The 18701-nt window shown below is 61.6% G+C and carries 18 protein-coding genes and 1 tRNA gene; 10 read left to right on the top strand and 9 right to left on the bottom strand.

What is annotated here, in order from left to right:
* Positions 1 to 39: 39 nt before the first annotated feature.
* On the top strand, positions 40 to 1188 hold the full coding sequence (locus tag KA712_09560) for a Re/Si-specific NAD(P)(+) transhydrogenase subunit alpha (GenBank protein ID MCG5053192.1): 1149 nt from the start codon (positions 40 to 42) through the stop codon (positions 1186 to 1188).
* Positions 1189 to 1258: 70 nt separating this feature from the next.
* On the opposite strand, the gene KA712_09565 is transcribed toward KA712_09560, so the two are convergent.
* From KA712_09565 to KA712_09575, 3 genes are all read right to left on the bottom strand, one after another.
* Positions 1259 to 2863, bottom strand: a complete 1605-nt coding sequence (locus tag KA712_09565; GenBank protein ID MCG5053193.1) for an FHA domain-containing protein — start codon at positions 2861 to 2863, stop codon at positions 1259 to 1261.
* Positions 2864 to 2938: 75 nt separating this feature from the next.
* A complete protein-coding gene (locus tag KA712_09570) occupies positions 2939 to 3373 on the bottom strand; it encodes a hypothetical protein (GenBank protein ID MCG5053194.1) in 435 nt (144 codons plus the stop codon).
* 3 nt (positions 3374 to 3376) lie between these two features.
* Complete coding sequence (locus tag KA712_09575; GenBank protein MCG5053195.1) at positions 3377 to 4336, bottom strand: flippase-like domain-containing protein; 960 nt, start codon at positions 4334 to 4336, stop codon at positions 3377 to 3379.
* Between the two features lie 115 nt (positions 4337 to 4451).
* On the opposite strand from KA712_09575, the gene KA712_09580 reads away from it, so the two are divergent.
* Positions 4452 to 4535 (top strand) — tRNA-Leu (locus tag KA712_09580).
* Between the two features lie 93 nt (positions 4536 to 4628).
* Here the strand turns inward: KA712_09580 and KA712_09585 are convergent.
* Complete coding sequence (locus KA712_09585; GenBank protein ID MCG5053196.1) at positions 4629 to 5237, bottom strand: Uma2 family endonuclease; 609 nt, start codon at positions 5235 to 5237, stop codon at positions 4629 to 4631.
* A 137-nt stretch (positions 5238 to 5374) separates the two neighbouring features.
* On the opposite strand from KA712_09585, the gene KA712_09590 reads away from it, so the two are divergent.
* Complete coding sequence (locus KA712_09590; protein ID MCG5053197.1) at positions 5375 to 7762, top strand: RHS repeat-associated core domain-containing protein; 2388 nt, start codon at positions 5375 to 5377, stop codon at positions 7760 to 7762.
* A gap of 1548 nt (positions 7763 to 9310) precedes the next feature.
* Here KA712_09590 and KA712_09595 read toward each other — a convergent pair.
* Positions 9311 to 9466: a transposase domain-containing protein gene (locus tag KA712_09595; protein MCG5053198.1), complete on the bottom strand. Its 156-nt coding sequence runs from the start codon at positions 9464 to 9466 to the stop codon at positions 9311 to 9313.
* A gap of 162 nt (positions 9467 to 9628) precedes the next feature.
* Here KA712_09595 and KA712_09600 point away from each other — a divergent pair, with 162 nt between their 5' ends.
* Genes KA712_09600 through KA712_09610 form a run of 3 tightly spaced genes read left to right on the top strand, consistent with a single transcriptional unit; the run spans position 9629 to position 11603 of the window.
* Positions 9629 to 10804 (top strand): hypothetical protein, encoded by a 1176-nt coding sequence (locus KA712_09600; protein ID MCG5053199.1) that lies wholly within the window; start codon positions 9629 to 9631, stop codon positions 10802 to 10804.
* Positions 10801 to 11094 carry a transposase gene (locus KA712_09605; GenBank protein ID MCG5053200.1) on the top strand — a complete coding sequence of 98 codons (294 nt, stop codon included), beginning with the start codon at positions 10801 to 10803 and terminating at the stop codon, positions 11092 to 11094. The genes KA712_09600 and KA712_09605 overlap by 4 nt, the downstream gene beginning before the upstream one ends.
* A 14-nt stretch (positions 11095 to 11108) precedes the next feature.
* Positions 11109 to 11603, top strand: coding sequence for an IS3 family transposase (locus KA712_09610; GenBank protein MCG5053201.1), 495 nt, complete (start codon positions 11109 to 11111; stop codon positions 11601 to 11603).
* 121 nt (positions 11604 to 11724) lie between these two features.
* On the opposite strand, the gene KA712_09615 is transcribed toward KA712_09610, so the two are convergent.
* The 4 genes from KA712_09615 to KA712_09630 all read right to left on the bottom strand — a co-directional run bounded on the left by KA712_09615 (position 11725) and on the right by KA712_09630 (position 14708).
* Positions 11725 to 12030, bottom strand: a complete 306-nt coding sequence (locus KA712_09615; protein MCG5053202.1) for a hypothetical protein — start codon at positions 12028 to 12030, stop codon at positions 11725 to 11727.
* A gap of 2 nt (positions 12031 to 12032) precedes the next feature.
* Positions 12033 to 12833: an AAA family ATPase gene (locus tag KA712_09620; GenBank protein MCG5053203.1), complete on the bottom strand. Its 801-nt coding sequence runs from the start codon at positions 12831 to 12833 to the stop codon at positions 12033 to 12035.
* Positions 12830 to 14191 carry a DDE-type integrase/transposase/recombinase gene (locus KA712_09625; protein ID MCG5053204.1) on the bottom strand — a complete coding sequence of 454 codons (1362 nt, stop codon included), beginning with the start codon at positions 14189 to 14191 and terminating at the stop codon, positions 12830 to 12832. The genes KA712_09620 and KA712_09625 overlap by 4 nt, the downstream gene beginning before the upstream one ends.
* Before the next feature lie 61 nt (positions 14192 to 14252).
* Entirely contained in the window at positions 14253 to 14708 is a 456-nt protein-coding gene (locus tag KA712_09630; protein ID MCG5053205.1) for a hypothetical protein, read from the bottom strand.
* 391 nt (positions 14709 to 15099) lie between these two features.
* On the opposite strand from KA712_09630, the gene KA712_09635 reads away from it, so the two are divergent.
* From KA712_09635 to KA712_09650, 4 genes are all read left to right on the top strand, one after another.
* The gene (locus KA712_09635) at positions 15100 to 15297 is read left to right on the top strand and encodes a DDE-type integrase/transposase/recombinase (GenBank protein ID MCG5053206.1); all 198 of its coding nucleotides are present in this window, start codon (positions 15100 to 15102) and stop codon (positions 15295 to 15297) included.
* On the top strand, positions 15294 to 16223 hold the full coding sequence (locus tag KA712_09640; protein MCG5053207.1) for a hypothetical protein: 930 nt from the start codon (positions 15294 to 15296) through the stop codon (positions 16221 to 16223). The genes KA712_09635 and KA712_09640 overlap by 4 nt, the downstream gene beginning before the upstream one ends.
* 777 nt (positions 16224 to 17000) lie before the next feature.
* Entirely contained in the window at positions 17001 to 17960 is a 960-nt protein-coding gene (locus tag KA712_09645) for a hypothetical protein (protein ID MCG5053208.1), read from the top strand.
* 103 nt (positions 17961 to 18063) lie between these two features.
* Complete coding sequence (locus KA712_09650) at positions 18064 to 18279, top strand: hypothetical protein (GenBank protein MCG5053209.1); 216 nt, start codon at positions 18064 to 18066, stop codon at positions 18277 to 18279.
* Positions 18280 to 18701: the final 422 nt, after the last annotated feature.

The following is an 18701-nucleotide window of genomic DNA, read 5'->3' on the forward strand; positions in this document are numbered from 1 at the left end:
CTCGTAAGAACACACGAATTCGTGTTATCTACGGGGCCCATGCCGAAGGTCTTCGTCCCCAGAGAAACCCAAGCCGGTGAGACCCGCGTCGCGGCCACCCCCGAAACCGTAAAAGCCTTCGTCAAGGCGGGGCTCGAGGTGGTGGTGGAGGCCGATGCCGGCCGGGCGTCGCACTTGCTCGATCCAACCTACTCCGAGGCCGGCGCGCGGATCACCACCGCGCCGGCCCTCGAGTGGGGGCAAGCCGACCTCGTCTTGAAGGTGGTGGGTCCCACGCCGGAGCAGGCGGCTTCCTTGAAGCCTGGCGCCATCCTCGTGTCCTTCATCGCGCCTCACAAGAACCTAGCCCTCGTCAAGGCCTTGGCGGCTCAGAAGATCAGCACCTTGGCGATGGAGCTCGTGCCGCGCATCACGCGGGCACAGAAGATGGATGCGCTGTCCTCCCAGGCCAGCATTGCAGGCTACAAGGCCGTGCTGGTGGGCGCGAGCCGTCTTGGCAAGTACTTCCCGCTGCTGATGACCGCTGCGGGCACGGTGCAACCCGCGAAGGTGGTCATCATGGGCGCGGGCGTGGCGGGGCTTCAGGCCATTGCAACGGCCAAGCGGCTGGGCGCCGTGATCTGGGTTTCCGACGTGCGCCCCGCCGTCAAGGAGCAGGTGGAATCCCTGGGCGGCAAGTTCATCGACCTGCCGATGGAGGAAAGCGGCGAAGGGCAGGGTGGGTACGCCAAAGAGATGTCCGCCGAGTTCCTGGCCAAGCAGCAGGCGATCATCGCCGAGCACGTGGCCAGCGCCGACGTGGTCATCACCACGGCCCAGATCCCGGGCAAGCCGGCCCCCCGGCTGGTCACGGCGGCCACCGTCGAAAAGATGCGGCCCGGATCGGTGATCGTGGATCTTGCGGCCGAGCAGGGCGGTAACTGCGAGCTGACCGAGCCGGGCGCCGAAGTGGTGAAGCACGAGGTGCTGATCGTGGGCACCACGAACTGGCCCGCGACCATGCCTCTCGACGCCAGCATGCTCTACGCCCGGAACATTCAGGCTTTGGTGCTTCACATCTTGAAGAAGGCCGAGGGCGGCCCCACGCTCACGATCGACGTGGCCGAGGAGGTGACCCGGGGCACCTTGCTCACACATGCCGGTGAGGTCGTGCACGGCCCCACGGCCAAGGCGCTCGAGACCGCCTGACCTCTCGCGCAGCCACGCCATGGCTTGGGAAAGCGGCCCCTCGAGGGGCCCTCGCCCGGGCGCCGGGCCCTCACACGGGCCGCGTGGATTCCTGCCGCCAGTCGCTCGAACGCATGCCGATCACGTTGTAGACGGCCAGCTCTTTTTCTTTCCCCTTCACCTTGAGGGGGGGCAAGCGAATGGCCGCCACACGGTCCATCACCTTGCGATAGGTGTCTTCGGAGACGAGCAGCTGGCCGGCTTTGGCGTTCGAGCACAGGCGGGACGTGGTGTTCACGGCGTCTCCGATGGCGGTGTACTGAAGCGCGCGTGAACTGCCGATCGCGCCCGTGACCACTTCGCCCGTGTTGATGCCAAGGCCGATCTGCACCTCGGGCAGACCTTCGGACACGCGCACGCGGTTCCAGTCCTTGAGCACCTTCAGCATCTCCAGGGCACACTCGATCGCACACAATTCCGCATTCGGCAGGGCCACCGGGGCTCCGAAGAGAGCGATGATCTCGTCACCCACGAACTTGTCGAGCGTTCCCTGGTGGCGGAAGAGCACGTCCACCATGATCTCGAAGTATTCGTTCAACATGCGAACGATCTCTTCGGGCGACGTGGTTTCGCTCATCGAGGTGAATCCGCGGATGTCAGAGAACAGCAGGGTCACTTCGCTGCGCTGCCCACCTTTTTCGAGCTGCAGCCGGCCTTGCACCACCTGCTCCACCAGATTCGGCGAAAGCAGGCGCTGAAACTGAGCGCGGGTGCTGGCCTCGTGCTCGATCTTCTTGGCCAATAAAGAGTTCGAGATCGCGGCGGCGGCTTGCCCTGCGATGCTGCTGAAGATCTGCAGATCCTTTTCGCCAAAGGCGTTGGCCGTGATGAGCGAATCGAGGTGCATGAGGCCCAAGATCTCGCCCTGGTGCAAAAGCGGCACGGTCATGGTCGAGCGGATGCCTTGAATGATGATCGAATGCGCGCCTGAAAACCGGCTGTCCATCGACGCGTCGGAGGAGAGCACCGCGATCTTCTTCGTGAGCACTTCGTTCAGGATGGAAGACGAAAGCGCGATCTGCTCGGTGCGCCCGTCTCGCGTACGCGCGATCCGGGGTGTGGGTGCGCCGTTTTCCAGCAGCAGGATGACGCCCCGATCGGCCGGCAGCAGATCGAAGGCTTTGGTGATGATCTTGTCGAGCAGCACGTCGAGGTTCACCTCGAGGCCGATGGCGCGGCCGAGCTCGTGCGCCATGCGAAGCTTTTCGTAGTCGCGGCGGAGCACCTCGAGGTCCGTGATGCGCACCTCGGGCAGAAACTCCTGGTTTTCTTGTTCGGTGTGGAGCGTCTGCCGGATGAGCGTCTCCTGGGAGTGTTCGATGCGGACCTGCTCCGCGGGCGCGGGGGCCGAGGCCTGGGCCCGGAACACCAGGCGGGCCGCACCCATCGTGATCTCGTCGCCGTCTGCCAAAACGCGCTCTCCCACGCGTTCTTCGGCGTAGAAGGAGCCGTTCAGGCTGCCGAGATCACGGAACAGGAACCGCCCGTCGCTTTGGCGAATCACCTGGGCGTGTTCCTTCGACACGATGCGGTCCAGGATCTGGATGGTGTTGTCCGGGTGGCGCCCGATGGTGGTCACCGGGCCCAGCTCGAAGTCCCGTTCTCCCTCGTTCGCGATGACAATCAGCTTGGGCATCACACGTACGTCGGGGGCAGTGTAACACGTGAGGCGCCGGTCTCGGAGCCGACGGACGTTCGTGGGTTTGCGGGGTTACCAGTCGACCCGGGCCGCGTCCGTTTCCACGAAGATGTGGTTGTCCTGGGGGTACCGTTTGTCCAGGCCGAGCAACACGAAATCAGACGAAAAGCGCAGGTCGAGGGCGACCATCTTGGGGTTCATGTCCACCTTCAGCTGCAGGTTCGGGTCCGCCACCCCGGCCACGCCCAGGGCGCTGCGCAGGCCTTTGAGGAGGGCTTCGGTGTCCTTCGTGAGGCGCTTCTTCTCGTGATTGAGATTCAGGCGGTAGAACTGAACCAGGTACTCCTGCATCGCGCTTTTGGCACGAGACTTCAAGCTCAGCACCGGCCAGTAGCAGATGCCCAGGTAAACGAGGCCTCCGATGAGTGCAAACACGGCGACGGACACCGGGTTGACGAGGGAGGGCTTTTTGTAGTGGACCTGGGCACGGGGCGCGGGGCGTCGCATGGCTCAATCCAGGGCTTCGGACGAGGGGGGGGGCGCGGGCCGGGTGAGCACCTGGCTCAACTGGCTGCGGAGGCAAAAAAGCCCGATCGCCATTTGCACGCCCGTTGCCAGTGCCCAGCCGGTCAAGCTGGCCGCGAACACGGTGGCTTCAGCCTGCGCGCCCGTTCCCGCCGCGTAGGGCCGAAACATGGCCACCATCACCGCCTGTGCGGTGCCAAGCCCCTGCCCGGGAAGAGGAACGGCTGCCACCAGGAACGAGATCGGCAGAAACACGAGCGCCTGAAGCGGTGGCACCTTCACCCCGAAGGCGTAGAGGTAAAGGTAGGCAAAAACCAGCAACGAAAGGATGTGGGGCACCCGGGCGGCCAGCGCCTTGAGGTGCCCGGTGATGCCCGCCGCAAAGAGCACCTCGAACATCTGGCGCTTCGCCAGAAAGCGGGGTTTGGTCACCACGAGCACCACGTAAACCAGGAGGCCTGCGTACCCTGCGAAGGCCAGCCCGCGTGAGGTGGCCAGTGTGGCGGAGGCCGCTGGGGGCACGTTGGTCACGGCCAGCAGACCGGCGGACGACATGAACAACAAAAGCAGCAGGTTCGTGCCCATGATGAGGAGGACCGTGGCCGCGGTCCGGAGGAGCGGAACGGACTTCGTTTTGTGGAGGAAGTAGGCGAAGGCGCCTTGCCCCACGGCATAGTTCACCATCGCCAGAATGTAGGAGGCGCCCCGCACGGTCAGGGCTTCCCGGTAGGTCAGGGGGGCCGCGAACCACGAAAACGTCTTCCACGCCGCGAAGGCATCGGCGGCATAAACCAGGATGACGGCGAGGGCGATGACGGGGATTGTCCAGGGGGCGGCCTGCGCGAGGGCCCGCCCCACGTCAGCCACGGGGATGCGGGTGAAGAGAAAAGCCAGGATGGCGAGCGCCACGACCCAAGCGAGGAGGCGCACGAGGCGGTGTTTCATCGGGGGCGATGTTCGCACAGGGGTGCCGCCTCGTGCCGAAAAGTGTTTCGGGCTGAATCTCCCCCGCCCGCCGCTTGACCGAAGCGAAACTCTCCCCTAATGTTCCGGTCCCGTCGCGGTCGTGGCGGAATTGGTAGACGCGCTAGATTCAGGTTCTAGTGAGGGAAACCTTGTGAGAGTTCGAGTCTCTCCGACCGCACGAAACTCCTCTGAGCACCCGGGGCCAGGTGCCCAGCGGCCCGAGGTCCCCCGGACCAGGGTAGCCAGGCGTCGCGGCCGCGGGCTTACCCGGTTAGCCCGCTTGAAGGTGCGCGCGGTAGTCGCGCATCGCTTGGCTGGTTGACGGCCGATCGAGAAACGACGCCAACTGCGTCACGTCAATGCCCACGAGGTTCAAGCTGGCCTTCACTTCCTGGTACGTGTCGTCGTGCAGGACATGAATGCTGATGATCCCGCGCTGCCAGAACCAGACTTCTTGGCCCCCCAGCTTGCGGTAGATTTCGAGCTTGTTCAAACCGCCGGACGTCCACACCACTTCAATGGCAAGGTCTGGGCGGCTGGTCTGTGGCTTGTCGCCGAACACGTAGCATTCATCCGGCTCCACCCCGCGGCGCTCGTCTTTGTTCTCGAGCGTCCACGAACCCAGAGCCCGAAACTCGATGTTCTTTTCGAGGCACCACACTTCCACGAGACACCCGATGAGTGACTTGATTTCCTCGTGTGTGCGTGAAGGGCTCACGATTTCGATGGTTCCTTCCAGAAACGAGATGCGAGGTGCGGACTTTTCCCCTCGCATTTCGAGGTGCCGCTGATAATCGGCCCACGTCGCGTTGGGCAACAACAACACCGTGTCCTCGATGGAGGGCTCGGTGTGCTCCGCGATTCGCTTCGCAAGTCCCATAGCGTCAATCGTAGCATATCGCTACGAATCGAGCCGCCCGCGGACGTACGCGGTGGTCCCGGGCCCTCTCCCGGCGGCAGGCGGGCACCGCGCCGAACGGCGTCGGCCAGCTTCACTGGAGCGCCTCACCCGACGGCGTGGTGAAGGCGTTCGGGTACGATAGGCTGGGGCGCGCAGTGGTGGAATCGACGGTTCGGAACGGGGTGGAGCACGTGTTCAAACGGTCGTTCGACGACGCGGGACGTTTGGACGTGTTGACGTATCCCGAGGCGCGGCTCGCAGGGCAAAGTGCGGGTCAGGGGGCTACGACGCGCGTGCAATACGTTTACAACGAGATCAATGGGTCTCTGTCGCGGGTGCGGAACGCTGACAACCCCACCCAGGTATTTTGGGAGGCTTTGGCGCGTGACGACTCGAACCGCATCACGTCGGAGCGCTTCGGTCAGCTGGTGGAGACCACGAGGACGTGGAACCAGAGGCGTGGGTGGATCGATGGCATTACGACGAAGTTGGGCAGTTCGATACTGCAGCAGGCCAGCTACGTGCGAACACCGGGTGGCTTCGTGAAGGAGAGGCGGGAGGGTGTGGCGAGCGGTGGGGCCTTTACGGAGACGTTTGGGTACGATGCTCTGAACCGGCTCGAGACGTGGTGCGTGCGCGACGTTTCGGGTGGGAGTGCGAACTGCAGCCAAGCGGCGTTCGGTGTAAAGTACGAGTTCTCAGACAACGGCAATTTGACGGGCCGAAAGACATTCATGAATGGTGCGGCAAACAGTCCGGTTGAGGACATTCGCTACGCGTACCCTTCGGCGGGGGCTCCGCGCCCGCACGCAGTGAGGACGCGGCGATGGGAGGTGGGCAACGGGAGCGACGCGGAGTTTAAGTACGACGGGGCGGGGCGGCAGTGGGAGCGGCCAGGCCAGGTGGTGACGTACAACGCATTTGACCTTCCGGAGAAGATCGTATCGGGAGGAGCGACGACAACGTATCTGTACGATGCGGAGGGAGGTCGGTACGAAAAGAAGACTGTATTTGGTCCCACGTTGACGCGAAGGACGACGTATGTGGGTGGGCTATACGAGGTTCGGCAGGACGTGGGAACGTCCGCGGGGAACAACGAAGAGACGCATGTCTACTACGTCGGGTTGGGGAACACGGTGATCGCTCAGCTGGAGCGACGGAGTTCAGATCTGAGCCGGCTGGAGGTGGAGTATCTGCACAACGACCACCTGGGAACGGTGTCATTTTCGACGAGTGAAGCGGGTGTAATGAGCCCGAAGACGTACACGGATCCGTACGGAAACCGGTTCAACCCGCAGCAGGCGCCTCGACTTGATGGAGCGGCTGTGCCAGGGATTGCTGGGGTCACGCGCGGGTTTACCGGGCACGAGATGGAGGTGGACGACCTGGGGGTGATCAACATGCAGGGGCGAATCTTCGACCCCGTAAATGGGCGATTCAACTCGGCTGACCCGTTGGTACAGGCACCGCAGTACAGCCAAAGCTACAACCGGTACATGTACGTGATGGGGAATCCGGTAGGAGCTACGGATCCTACGGGGTATTCGTCGAGCTACGCTAATCAGCAGATCTACGTTGAACCGCAGTGGGTTTCAGAGATGAGGCTGATCGATGCAAGAGCGCGCGCCGAAGAGGCCTTTTGGATGTCGCAGGGGCCAGCAGGTGCGCATGACATCGATACCTTCAGCCTGGGCATGGAGATGACGGCCTACACCAGCTCCGGTGATAGGGGCACGATGTCTGCGAAGTTTGAACTTGCAAGAATTCACGTTGAGTCCAGCGGCGAGTTCGGGAGGAGCATGGGTGGCTCGTTGGGCAAGACGACGGCCGCAGTCATCGAAAAGGCATTGAAGGAGCAAGCCGCAAGCAACGCCGGCCAGGGGGCCTCGAAGGACAGGAACGGACTGTCAACCGCCGGCGCGATAGCCGACAACGGGGGAGGAAAGAAGAACACGGCAACGGACGCGCCGAGGTATGGAGACAGAGCAGGTGAGAACCCGCACCGAGGAAAGGAGGGGAGTGCAGGTGGCGGGGTATCCGGCAACGCTTACGGGCCCCAAACGACATTTGGTCACAACGGAGCCTACCGTACTACGAAGGACGCCATGGAAGCAGCCCACTCCCTCCTTGAAAAGCAGGGGACAACTAACGCGTTGGGCGAAACACGAGAGTATGGTGTTGCGGTCTTCATCCAGAAGGAGCATCCCGGCTGGTATTTCATTGGGTCTCTGGTTGAGGGCCATAGCGGCGCCTCCGTGGATTGGGATCGAGTAAGTCAGGCAGCACCGCACAACTCGTTCACCGTGACGCTCTCTCATACGCATCCAATCGGTACTGGTTGGAGCCAAGAGGACAGAGATACTCTGAACGACATGGCAAGACGACCCCACCAGGTTCCCCTGGCACCATGGGATGCGCCCGGAACTCTTCGGGGTAGAGCCATTACCCAGGCCGGTTTGGTCCGGTTTCCAGGTGCGTCGCTATTCGTGGATCTTCCGTTTTGACCTGGCGAGCGCACCTAACCTTACCAGCGTATTTGCGCGAATCGATGCAGTTGGAGAACCCGGAGAAACTTATGCCCGACGGACAGATGCTTCCAGCAATCCTTGTACTTGGGGTTGCATGCTCCCTCTCCGCAAGCAGGCCGATCCCAACGAGGGTAGGTGTGCCTTCAAACCTGCGCGGGGAGCGAATGTCTGCGAATTCAAGTCACGAGCTTGATGAGCTGTCCATTTCTGGAGGCGCGTTTCAGCTGCTACGTGTTGTGTATGAGCACCGCGTCAGGGGCGAGGTCGAAGCCAACTTTCCACTCTCCAACTACAGGATTCAGGTGTCTCGGGAGACGCCCGCAGCGCGCTTTGTCCACATTGCCCTTGTTCCCGCTCTGGCCTCAGGGGAGTCGGCAGGTAGTGCTCCGATCCACTCAACGTCTTTGGGAAAAGAAGAATGCTATATCGTGGACTCAGTGAGACTAGCGGTGCTTGAATCCTCCAACCACTGTGGTACCGGATGGTCGAAGAGAGATCCCAGAAGGTCTTGTTGTGAGGATTCTTCTGACGTCCGTTTCAAGAATGATCACCATCAGTTGCTTTTTGGTGGCGACAACCATTGACGGTTTCTGACAGCCTGAAGTGGTCCCGCCTTAGCGGGTTAGGGCGCAGGTCAGCTGATGGACGGGGGCCGGAAAACGCGCACGTCTGGCGATGTGAAGTGGGCATGCGAAGCCGGGGGCCCCCCGTGGCATCAATACCCGAGACGCCAGATTGACAAGAACTGAAGTACATTGTGGGCGAGAGTAGTCAAGAAGAAGTGCCAATACCAGGAAGCATCGACAACGAAGTGATCGCGCTGCCTGAAAACGACGGGCCGCAGCGGCGAAAGTTCAGCGCAGGGGAGAATCTTCGCTAATGATGGCCGACACGAGGTTCTTAAGGTGGACCGAACTGTCCCTCCTTCTCGTGTTAGTTCAGTTGTCGTGCTCAGGTTCTGGGCCAGAACCGCGGAAGGACTTGAGTGTGCCTCTGCGGGTCATCGGAAAGGACGGGAGGGAGATTGACCTTCGGATTCAAAGCTTGAAGAACGTGCCAGCTACTGTGAAGCTCAGCGGCGAACACCTAAAGTCGATGGTGGTCGTTCAAGGGTATCGCGACCGCCAAGAAGGCCTGTCTGTAAAGGAAAAGAATCCGCTAAACTTCACGTGCGAGGTGACTTGGCATCACGCGAGGAGTGCTCGCCACGTAGAAGTCGTCATGATCCCACGTTTTGAGGAAGGAAAAGGTTGGGAGACTTTAACGTTTCAAGGAACGTCTGTCGGGCCCACCGCCTGCTATCTCGTGGACATCAGACAGTGGTCGGTCGTCAAGGCCTCTCGGCCTTGTGATGCGACGACCCTGATCAAGGAGCTGAAGGAGTAGCGCTGTAAGCCCGTTACGCCCAGCCTGGTGGCGGTCAAGTGCGCGGCCAGTAAGCTCCACCGGGGTTGCTCTGTTCGCCAGGCCAGAGGCGCACAGCAGCCCGCCCACGCAAGCTACGCCCCCCGGGACCGGTGGCCCTCACCCCCCAGAGCGTGCTTGGCCTGCCCAAGCGTCTGTCGTGAGTTCGCTGAGCCTGCTGACGGGCCAGCCGCCGCGGATCCTCCCGAGCACGTCGATGAGGTAGTCGCGGGTATCGATGCCCAGATTCCGGCACGACAGGATCAGCGTGTACACCGCTGCTAGAGCACAACGACCATAACCTACGACAGTCTGGGCCGGCGGACTTCACTCAGCGATCCGGATGCGGGTGAGACGAAGACGTTCTACAATGGCCTTGGCGAGGTTCGTCGAGAGGAGGATGCTCTCGGCGGAGTCACGACGTTTGAACAGGACCTTATGGGTCGAACGACAGAGCAACGCGTGGAAGAGCTTGCGGATCCAAACACCGGCAGGCCGGCGGGGGTACACTCGACGGCATTTCGATGGGACACCGCGCCGAACGGCGTCGGCCAGCTTCACTGGAGCGCCTCACCCGACGGCGTGGTGAAGGCGTTCGGGTACGATAGGCTGGGGCGCGCAGTGGTGGAATCGACGGTTCGGAACGGGGTGGAGCACGTGTTCAAGCGGTCGTTCGACGATGCGGGACGTTTGGACGTGTTGACGTATCCCGAGGCGCGGCTTGCAGGGCGTGTGGGTCAGGGGGCTACGACGCGCGTGCAATACGTTTACAACGAGATCAATGGGTCTCTGTCGCGGGTGCGGAACGCTGACAACCCCACCCAGGTATTTTGGGAGGCTTTGGCGCGTGACGACTCGAACCGCATCACGTTGGAGCGCTTCGGTCAGCTGGTTGAGACCACGAGGACGTGGAACCAGAGGCGTGGGTGGATCGATGGCATTACGACGAAGTTGGGCAGTTCGATACTGCAGCAGGCCAGCTACGTGCGAACACCGGGTGGCTTCGTGAAGGAGAGGCGGGACGGTGTGGCGAGCGGTGGGGCCTTTACGGAGACGTTTGGGTACGATGCTCTGAACCGGCTCGAGACGTGGTGCGTGCGCGACGTTGCGGGTGGGAGTGCGAACTGCAGTCAAGCGGCGTTCGGTGTAAAGTACGAGTTCTCAGACAACGGCAATTTGACGGGCCGAAAGACATTCATGAATGGTGCGGCAAACAGTCCGGTTGAGGACATTCGCTACGCGTACCCTTCGGCGGGGGCTCCGCGCCCGCACGCAGTGAGGACGCGGCGATGGGAGGTGGGCAACGGGAGCGACGCGGAGTTTAAGTACGACGGGGCGGGGCGGCAGTGGGAGCGGCCAGGCCAGGTGGTGACGTACAACGCATTTGACCTTCCGGAGAAGATCGTATCGGGAGGAGCGACGACAACGTATCTGTACGATGCGGAGGGAGGTCGGTACGAAAAGAAGACTGTATTTGGTCCCACGTTGACGCGAAGGACGACGTATGTGGGTGGGCTATACGAGGTTCGGCAGGACGTGGGAAGTGGACCCCAAAAACTGGACCACGGGGTAAGGTGTGATTCGCCTCGAAACGAGAGGAATCTACCCCCATGAAACGGAAACGACAAAAGCATACGGCCGCGTTCAAGGCAAAAGTAGCGCTGGAAGCGATACGGGAACAAACCACAATCGCGGAAATCGCGCGGGTCTACAAGCTGAACCCGAATCTGGTGCACAAATGGAAAGCCGAGGCCATCGAGCGAATGGCAGTAGTGTTTGAGCAAGGTCGTGCGAGCGACGACGAGGCGCTGGGCGCCGAACGCGAGACCGAGCTTCTACGCAAGGTTGGTCAGCTGACGTTGGAGAACGATTTTTTAGCACGCGGGCTCGCGCGAATCCGGTGAAGGAGAAATGCGCCATGGTCGAGCCCAAAGAGAAAATCTCCATCCGAAGGCAATGCGAACTGCTCGACTTGCCCAGGTCGACGTTTTACTTCGAGGGAATGGAAGCCCCAGAAGAGGACCTGAAACTGTGCACCGAGCTTGATCGGTTGCATCTAGAATTTCCAGCGGCGGGGAGTCGGCAGTTGTCTCGGCTTTTGCGCAACCGTGGCAAGCGGGTGAACAGAAAGCGCGTACAACGGCTGATGAGGGCCATGGGCTTGGAGGCACTTGCCCCGAAGCCGTGTACGACGATGGCAAGCCCCGAGCATGAGAAATTTCCGTATCTGCTGAGAAACTTGAATATCGTGCGGCCGAACCAGGTGTGGGCTTCGGACATTACGTACATCCCCACGGCGATGGGGCATTGCTATCTGGTTGCCGTGATGGATTGGTATTCGCGGCGCGTTCTATCGTGGCGTGTTGTCTCTCACGCTATCTCACCTCGAGTTTCTCAGCGAAGATCACCCTGACAGGGGGTTGATTTCTCAGATTGGAGGGTGGGTGCGTGCCGGGTTGGATAAGGGCACAAATGGAGAAGCCCCGGCGCGGTTGAGGCGAAGCCGGGGCTGATTTGGGGATTCTTCTCGGGGTTCAGAAGGGCAGGTCGAGCTGGTCGCAGGCGTTGTCGATGGCCACGTGCCTGTATTCCCTGATCGCGGTGCGCAAGTCGACACAGCGAAAGAGAAGGAGGTACGCCGAGCGCGCTTGCGGTGAGAGCGGCTCACCAAAGGCCAGCCCGCCCAGGGTTAGGTCTGGATGCGCTGCGTGTAGCTGTTGGGCAGCAGCTGCGAGCGTGGCGTCCAGGGCGGCAAGGACGCCGATCGCGGGCGCGACACAAAGCTCGTCGAGCCCGGGCTGGATGATGGGACCAGCCTCCAATGGAATCGTAGTGCCCATGGTCACCCGACCTCCGGCAAAGCTGCCTGGACGTGCTCGACAGTCACGGATTTGGCCCGTGCGAGAGCTGCGGCCATGAGGGCGTGGTGAGCAAGGAGGTTCACTTTTCGTGGCAGACCTCCTGTGGCCTGGAAGGTTGCCTCGAGGGCTGCGGGATCAAAGAGCGGCAGCTCGGTCCCCGCGAGGCGAAGCCGGTGAGCAAAGTATCCGGACAGCTCCTCACGGGAAAGACCTGCGAAGTGATAGCGCATGACGATGCGCTGGCTGAGCGCCTCGTAGACAGCCATGCCCAGTCGACGACGCAGCTCAGATTGTCCCACCAGCAGCAGGCAAAGCCGATTCTCTGCGTCCATTTGGTAGTTGGTCAGGAGCCTGAGGTCTTCGAGCACGTCAGGCCTGAGATGATGGGCCTCATCGACGATGAGGATGGGGCGACACCGTGCCTCGGTGGTCAGGCGTGTGACCTCGGTTCGGATCTGCCGATACACGGCGGCACGGTTGCGCTCGGTGGGCAGGCCCATTTCCCAGGCGATGGCTTTGTAGACGTCCATGACGTTGCCGGTCGAGTGGGCGACGTAGACCACCTTGTGTAGCCCCGTGTGCAGTCCCGAGACTACCTTGCGACAGGCAGTGGTCTTCCCGCTGCCGCTGTCGCCCGTGACGAGGCCGATGCCCCTCATCTCGATGAGGTGATTGAGGCGGACCGACAGCTCCTGACTTGCAGATGAGACAAAGAGGTCATCAGGCTCGACCTCCTTGCCGAAGGGATGGCGGTTCAGGCCGAAGTGCTTGCGGTACATCATCGCTCTCCTTGGTCGTGGTGCTCGACGACGTCGAAGTCGCGCAGGCGAAGTCCTTCTGGCGGATTCGGTGCAACGCGGTCGGCACGCAGGACGGAGCGCACCTCGTTGTCGCGTTTGACGAAGCAGTTGGCATACGCATCGACGGGTTTGGCCAGGCCGACTTTGCGCCCCTTGACCCAGAGCTCGACGGGCTTGCCGACCCGGCTCGGGTCGAAGCGCAAAGAGACGGTTTCGCCGACGAGCGAAGCGTCCACCTCATAGACGACGCCCCGCAAGCTGACGGTCCTGTCTTTGTGTACCTTGCGCTTTTCCTCGAAGAGAAAGAGCGCACTGAAGTCTGCGCCGATGTCCGGCAGCCGCACCTCGTCGCAAGCGCGAGCCCAGCGCTCGAGCGGGGTCTCGCCATCAAGGCCTCTGTGAGGGGCCTGGTGGTACTCCCCCTCGACCCAGGTCCAGAGCTTGCGGTTGAGGGCTTCGAGGCTCGCAGTGTCTCCTTCGGCGAGGGTGCCAAGGCATTGCCGGCGCACCTCGCGGTGCCAGCGCTCCTGCTTGCCCTTGCCCTGGGGCTGGTAGGGGCGTGCATGGATGAGAGTCACGCCCAGCCTGGCACAGACGAGGGACAGATGATGCGACCGATATGCTGCCCCGTTGTCGACGTAAAGCCGCAGGGGAAGTCCACGCCGTCGCAGCGCTTGCTCGAAGACGGGCATGAAACAAGAGACGTTTTCGCCGAGCGCGAAGGCAGCGTACGGGACGACTCGGGTGGCGTCGTCCATGAATGAGATGAGATACGTCTTTTGGCGGCGCTTGCCTCCGATCAGCACGGACGGTCCGTGCATCACGTCGCTCATCCACATCTCCCCCGCCTTCGCGAAGGCGAAGCGACGGCGGTCGTTGCTCGTTGGCGTCTCGGGCTTGCGAGCCATCAAGCCTGCACGAGAGAGCACCCGATGCACCGTGGCTGGCGCCAGCTCCAGGTCCTGTGGTACCTCGCCCGAGGCTCGCACGGCATCGATGACCATGCGCACAGACAGTGCGGGCCTGTCTTCCTTGACCATGCACAGAAGGTCCACGATGGACTGTGGGATCTTGCGTGCCTGCCCCTCGTCACTGCGCGCCTTGGGCATCAGGGCATCGAAGCCGCCGTGGCGATAGGCCTTGAGCCAGTCTCTGATGGTTTCGGCAGCGATACGGCTCCTGCGTGAGCCGGGGATGTCGTAGGTGCGGTCCGCCTTCTTTGCGATTTGCTCGCCCAGGCCTCGCTTGCCTTTGGGCCAGTGCAATAGGTCGGCAATCACACCATAGCGAAAGAGCGCGACGGCCTTGCGTCGCTCGTTGTCGTCGGCTTGGGTGTCCATGTTTTCTCCTCGGCGCCCGTGGTTTTGGCGGTGAGCGCCTATGCCTCGACCACTACAGGCGTTAGGGCGGCGGGTCTGGCCCCGTTTCGTGTTCGCGAGGTGTCCACAGTCTGCTGGCGGCTCGACTGCGGGGGCCGAATCCGACTGGCGCGGGCAAGGCGCCAAGCTGCTTCTCGGATTCGGCTCGTACGTGCCGCAGTACCGGAGTGCCCAGACGCTGGCGGACCTCAGCGAGCGTGGGCTCGCAGTTGCCGAGCAGCGCGGGCGTCGAGGTCACCAGCACCAGCAGGGCCGCCCGGGTGGCGCTGTAGCGGCGGCGCACCCATCGCACCGCCCCGGGCAGTTCGATGTCTGGCCGCAGCCGATCGGCGGCTGCCTCTATCGACGGCGCGGCCTCCACCGCGGTCACCACGGCCTCGACCTCCTCCAGGGAGCCACTGAGCCGAGACGCCAAGCAGTCGGGCAACAGGCTGAAGGTCCGATGTGCCGTCGGGCAGTAGTACCGGGCCACCCGCATCCCAGCTGGCTCCACCCGGGCGTAGGTCCCGAGGCTGCGAAAGCCACATTTGCTACCAGATCCGTGCGCCGGACACCGCTCGAGCCTTGCCTGTTGCCAGCCTTCCTGCTTAACGTATTGCTCGCTGGTCAGTACTGTCGCTTGGCGCAACTGCACGACCGGCCAAGGGCTCGCACGGTTGCCTCCGTGGCGGGCCCAACCTTTTTCTGGGGTCCCAAGGGCGGGCGTTATGCCTGCCGGCCGGTAGCCTCACCCAGATCCCCGTTTCCCGCAAAAAGCCACCTCACCCTTGTCCCGCTTTCCGCCCCCTCATCACGAAAACCACCAGGGACCCAGTGCGGGAATTCCTTCCTGGGGGTTTACGGATTTACGTGAGACCTAACAGTGGCGCGTGTCCAATTCCATGGACAGCACTTTCTGCATCGAGGCGCTGCGGGAAGCGATGGGAAAGTTCGGAACACCGTCCATTTTCAACACCGACCAGGGGTCGCAGTTCACGGACAAGGCGTTCACGTCCGTGTTGCTCAACGCTGGGGTCAAGGTCAGCATGGACCTTCTCGGCGCGAGAGGTAGTATCGTTGAGCGATGACGTCTGGGCTGTTTCGACGTGGTGGTCGCGCGGGGCTATTGGCCGTACTTGTCCTCTCAGGATGCCAAGGCGGCGACCCCGCAGTCTCTCGAGATGGAGGGATCGAAGGACCGAAAGATGGAGCGAATCCCTCGCGAACAGATGCTTTCATTCAGTGCAGTGCGACTGCAGCCAATTCATCTCCTTTGGCTTTTGGGTTTTCTCAAGGAGTTGAGTTAGCGAGGCTGGCGGCTGGCTCACAGGTTGTTTCAGAAAATGGCCACGAGTTCATCTTCATTGATGGAAAATGCAGATACTGGGTAGCTTCGCGCAGCGTTCATGGCCCACTTGGCGAAACACGAACCGGCGTCCTCAGTCCACCCGAGGTCCAGTCAATTGAAATACGCCTGAAACTCAACACTTGGTCAGCGCTGGAGGGGGTGCATAAGCCCGAGGTTCAGGTGAACGACGCATCTCCATTGCGGCTTGCGGTCAACGGGTTGTCTGTCCTCTGCACTGACTCTTGCTCTTCTGGCCAACCACAGGTTGTGGCCATATTCAAGGAGGCTCGCGTATTGCTTAAAGAGCTCTTCGATAAAGGAACAGCACTGGACGGCCCCGTCAGGATTGCCGTTGTGCCGCTCGATGGAACCTTCGTCAGTTGGAATTCCGGGCCGGCACCCTGGCCTTTAAGTAAGCCTCTCGAATCTTTCGTTTCCCCTAGTGAAGCGCTGCCACGCGGAAAAGGGCATTTGGTAGAGGGAGCTGATGCGCAAGCCTTACGTCGGTTGCGCGACATGCAACGCGCGGAAACGTTCGCTCCCTTGAAAGACGTCGGAAGCTCAATACCCATCGGGAGCAATTCATCTAGTGTTTTGCATGCACTTTATTTGCGAGATGCACTACCGATAGAGGATGAAATGGGACTCGTCCCACTGATCGAGTAGCCGATTCGTTGAAGGAACAGCACGAGGGCGTTTGTCTGGGAGGTTCCCGGTAACTGTTCAGGCCACCGAAAAAGTTTGATCTTCCGATCACTTAGCAGCCCGTGGTTAAAGTACTTCTGACGAGTGCGGCTCGCGCTAGGTACCCGGGGCCGCCGGCAGCGAGGCCCAGGACGCGAGGCGGCTAACGTTAGTTGACAGAATATTCTGGGTGTAGATCCGGCACTGACGCGATTTCTCGCGAAAATTCGTCTACACGGGAATTCGAAGGAGTCGGGAGGGGTTGAGGTTGCATGACGAAACTGAGGATGGTCAACGGGGGCGGTAAGGGCACGAATCAACGGCGGGAGCCGATGTGGATGGCGAAACTGCGGGCGCTCCTGGAAGATGAGGGAATGCGTCGCCGTGGGACCAAGGAAACATTCGAGCACTTCGAGGAGCGTCTGCATCAGGAGCTACAGGAGGTGGAACGCGAGCTTCTGAAGGACGATTTGACCCGCGCCGACGTCGATGTGCCCATGATCGAAGTCCGTGGGACGACGTTCCGAAGAGTTTTGCACGCTGAGGAAACATACATGACCGCTGCGGGCCCCGTGAAGGTCATGCGGACGCTGTACAAGGACCGAACGGATGACAGAGAACGAGCCATCGTTCCCATGGAGCTCAATACGGGCATCGTGGGCGGCTTCTGGAGCCCGCTAGCAGCTCGGCAAGGGGCCTGGGTCGTGTCCCAAAGTGACCCCACAGACAGGGGAGGAGCTGTTCAAGCGAGTCGGAAACATGGCGCCATCGAAGAGCAGCCTGGACCGATTGCCGAAGGTTCTCGCCCAGCACTGGAACGACGACAAACGAGTGTTCGAGCAGACCCTTCGTGATGCTATGCAGGTCCCGCCAGCAGCCGTAACGGTTATGGCAAGCCTTGATGGAGTGATGGCTCCGATGAAAGACGGCCAGGGGGCCGACAAACGTGCCGAGACGGCGTCCCGAGGACAGCTGACGAGGGGGCCAGCTGGATATCAAGAGGTCGGTTGCGCGACGCTTTCCTTCTACGACAAGGCTGGGGGGCTCCTGGCAGCGGTGCGAACGGCACGCATGCCTGAGCCTCACAAAAGATCTCTCAAGGCGGCTCTCAAAGCGGAGTTGGATGCTGCGCTTGCGCAACGACCTGACCTGCGATTGGTCAAGGCCGCAGACGGGGCCAACGACAACTGGATATACCTTCATGATGCTCTGCCCCCTGGCGAGGAGGTCGTCGACTTCTTCCACGCGGCCGAACATCTCAACAAGGCTGTGGCCGCCGCGTATGGAGACGGCACCGTGGAAGCAAGGCGCAGGTATGCAGACCTCCGCCATGTTCTTCGAGAAGATCCAGACGGGGTGGGTAAAGTCATACGATCTCTGGCGCATCTTAAAGCCAAGCATCCGAGAAGCAGTACGATCGCAACTGAACTGGCCTACTTCAGGAAACGACGAAAGCGCATGCGCTATGCGGAGCTAGCGGAGCAAGGCTTGCCAATCGGCACTGGCATCACCGAGGCCGCATGCAAAACCCTGGTCACTCAGCGCCTGAAGCAAAGTGGCATGCGCTGGGGCCACGAGGGCGGGCAAGCAATCCTCAACCTTCGCGGGTGGGCACAGAGCGAACGGTTCGACCACGCCTGGGCATTGTTGGCTGCCACGTTCCAGGCTCAAATCACCGTCGTCAATGACGTCATTTCCATCCAATCAGCGACCCGCTGAATTCTCCCAGAAATGCCGTCAGTCTCAGACCTACACCCAAAACATTGACTTCCGCGGTACCCGTTGCGAGTTGGGCGAGGGCGCAGCGAATAAGCTGCGGACCTTGTTGGGTTCGGCCAAACGCGCGGACGATCCGAACGCGTTTACGGGTTTAGCGGTTCGCGTGAAAGCCGTTGAACAGGTGAATGGCAACGAGCGTGTGTTCGCTCTCGTAGAAAACGAGGGAGCCGCGCGACTCGGTGGCGAAGTGAAGATTCTCGATGCGGGAGCACTCCTCGAGGTCAAAGGTCTGATCGAACACAATTGCCGCCGTTTGTAAGCGGGCTATGCCTCGACGGAGGGGTGCAATTCCCATCGTTGCTAGGAAGGCCGCGGGAATAACCACCGGCCGATAACGCTGGACAAGCGGGCTCGAGACCGGGCAATGCATGGTTGTGAAGACTAACGCAAGAAGGCACCTGTCGCGCCACCTTGACAACGCAACCCGCACGTCATCCGCTGGGAGCACACGTCGCAGCTACGGTGACGGCGCGCATCCATGAAACCGTACGACAACCCTCGAGCGGCCCCAGGCCGAGCAAGCCTTGGCCGCCGTTTCCCCCCGCCGCCCGGCCGCGGCGGCTCATGGGATCTCCCAAGCGGGTGGCAAGGGCTCGGGCACGAGGTGCGCGCCGAAGAACGCCGGGACCTGGTTCACCTTGTCCAGGCGCAACGTGGGCCTGCCCGCCTCCAGCTCACGCA

It is taken from the genome of Myxococcales bacterium (assembly GCA_022184915.1).
Lineage (GTDB): Bacteria > Myxococcota_A > Polyangia > Fen-1088 > Fen-1088 > JAGTJU01.